Below are 1643 nucleotides of genomic sequence, written 5' to 3'. Positions count from 1 at the left end.
GGTGTAGCCGCCACGGCTATCTCCGCAGTCTTTTTGGCTGGATGTGCACCAGCAGCAGAGAATGCGGACACCGCAGAGCCCGAAGTTACAACCACTGAAGCGTCCGAAATCTCAGGTGACATCACGTTCTCAACTTGGTGGGCCTATGCAGACCAGGCCCTAGTTGACGAGTTCGAGGCACTTTACCCGAACGTTAACGTGACCTTGGAGTTCACTGCAATTGACGGGTACCCAACCAAGCTTCAGGCCCTTGCCTCCAGCGGAGACCTTCCTGATGTGTTCTCGGTTCAGGGGCAGCCTCTGGTGGATCTAGCAAAGGGCGGCCAGCTATACGACCTACAGGAGGACTTGAAGACTCCTGCTTTCGACATGGATGGCACTTGGGGCGACTCATTCGTTCCGAGCCTATTGAGTGGCGCAAACTCTCAGTTGGTTGACATCGCTACTGCGGGAGAGGTCTACGGATTGCCATTCAACGCCATCAGCGTTGCATCGATTTACAACCAAGACATCTTCAACGAGGTAGGAATTCAGCCTCCAACCACTTATGACGAGTTGCTGTCAAACTGCGAGGCTCTAAGCGCAGCAGGCTACATCCCAATGTCGCTAACGGGTGCGGTATGGGGTACCTGGTGGACCGTTCTTGCCTGGGATCAGACCATGAACGGAACAGACAAGGCGAACTTCGACGTTTCAAACCCTGAGTACATCAAGGGCTTGGAGCTAGTTGAAGGCATGGCAAAGGCTAACTGCTGGAGCGAGAGCCAGATCTCAACAGACATCGATGCTGAGACTTCATTGTTCTTGCAGAAGAAGACAGCTCAGTTTGTAAGCGTTCCTGAGAACTTCCTAGCCAAGGTGGCCGAGGACGCAACCTTCGAGCTGGGCACCTACGTGCTTCCAGCCTTGGGTGGAGCTGAGCCGAACCGCATTCTCGGTGGTGGAAATGCCAACGTGCTTGCAGTGAGCGCTGACTCGGACAACAAGGCAGCTGCGGTTGCATTTGCTAAGTTCATCACCTCTGCAGGTGTTCAGGGCAAGTTGGCTGAGACTCTATTCACCATCCCTAGCATCAACCTCGATGTATCGAGCGGCAACGCTTTGATGGGTGCGTTCCTAACAGCAGCTGGAAACGGATTCGTTGACCAGTCAACCTACTTCCCAGCTATGACTGCTGAGGGTGGCACCCTATTCAACACAGAGGTGTTCCCAAAGCTAATCCTCGGGCAGTTGACGGCCAAGGAAGCAGCTGAAGCAACCCGCGACTTCTACACCAAGTAGCGAGTTTCTAATGGGGGGGCTGGGCGGTCTCTAAATGTGGCGGTCGCCCGGCCCCTAACACCAACAAGTATTGGACAATGAGTTGAAATCGAAGAGAAAAAATCTAAGGCGTAAGTCTGTTTGGCTCGGGGTGGCAATGACCGCACCCGCTTTAGCCCTACTAGCAACTTTCATCATTTGGCCAATATTCACTGCAATTGAATACAGCATGACCTCGGCCTCCGGCTATGGGGACATGGATCCAGTCGGCTTTGACAACTACTCCAAAGCCCTGAGCGACGAAAGGCTTTACGCCGCCTTTGCTCGAAACATTGTTTACGCTATAACCGTCGTAGTCTCCTCAGTTTCACTGGGGTTCTTTC

Annotated in this window: 1 protein-coding gene and 1 pseudogene; both read left to right on the top strand. The window is 53.4% G+C overall.

Annotation, left to right across the window (positions count from 1 at the left end):
- Positions 1–1281: ABC transporter substrate-binding protein (locus WAO31_RS02705; RefSeq protein WP_509589949.1), on the top strand; the 1281-nt coding region annotated here is incomplete at its 5' end.
- 136 nt (positions 1282–1417) lie between these two features.
- Positions 1418–1643 (top strand): annotated as a pseudogene (locus WAO31_RS02700) (sugar ABC transporter permease); the annotation flags it as partial.

This window comes from Rhodoluna sp., from assembly GCF_049276775.1.
Classification (GTDB): domain Bacteria; phylum Actinomycetota; class Actinomycetes; order Actinomycetales; family Microbacteriaceae; genus Rhodoluna.
Note: the sequence above shows the minus strand (reverse complement) of the source record. Positions and strands in the feature narration are given on the sequence as shown.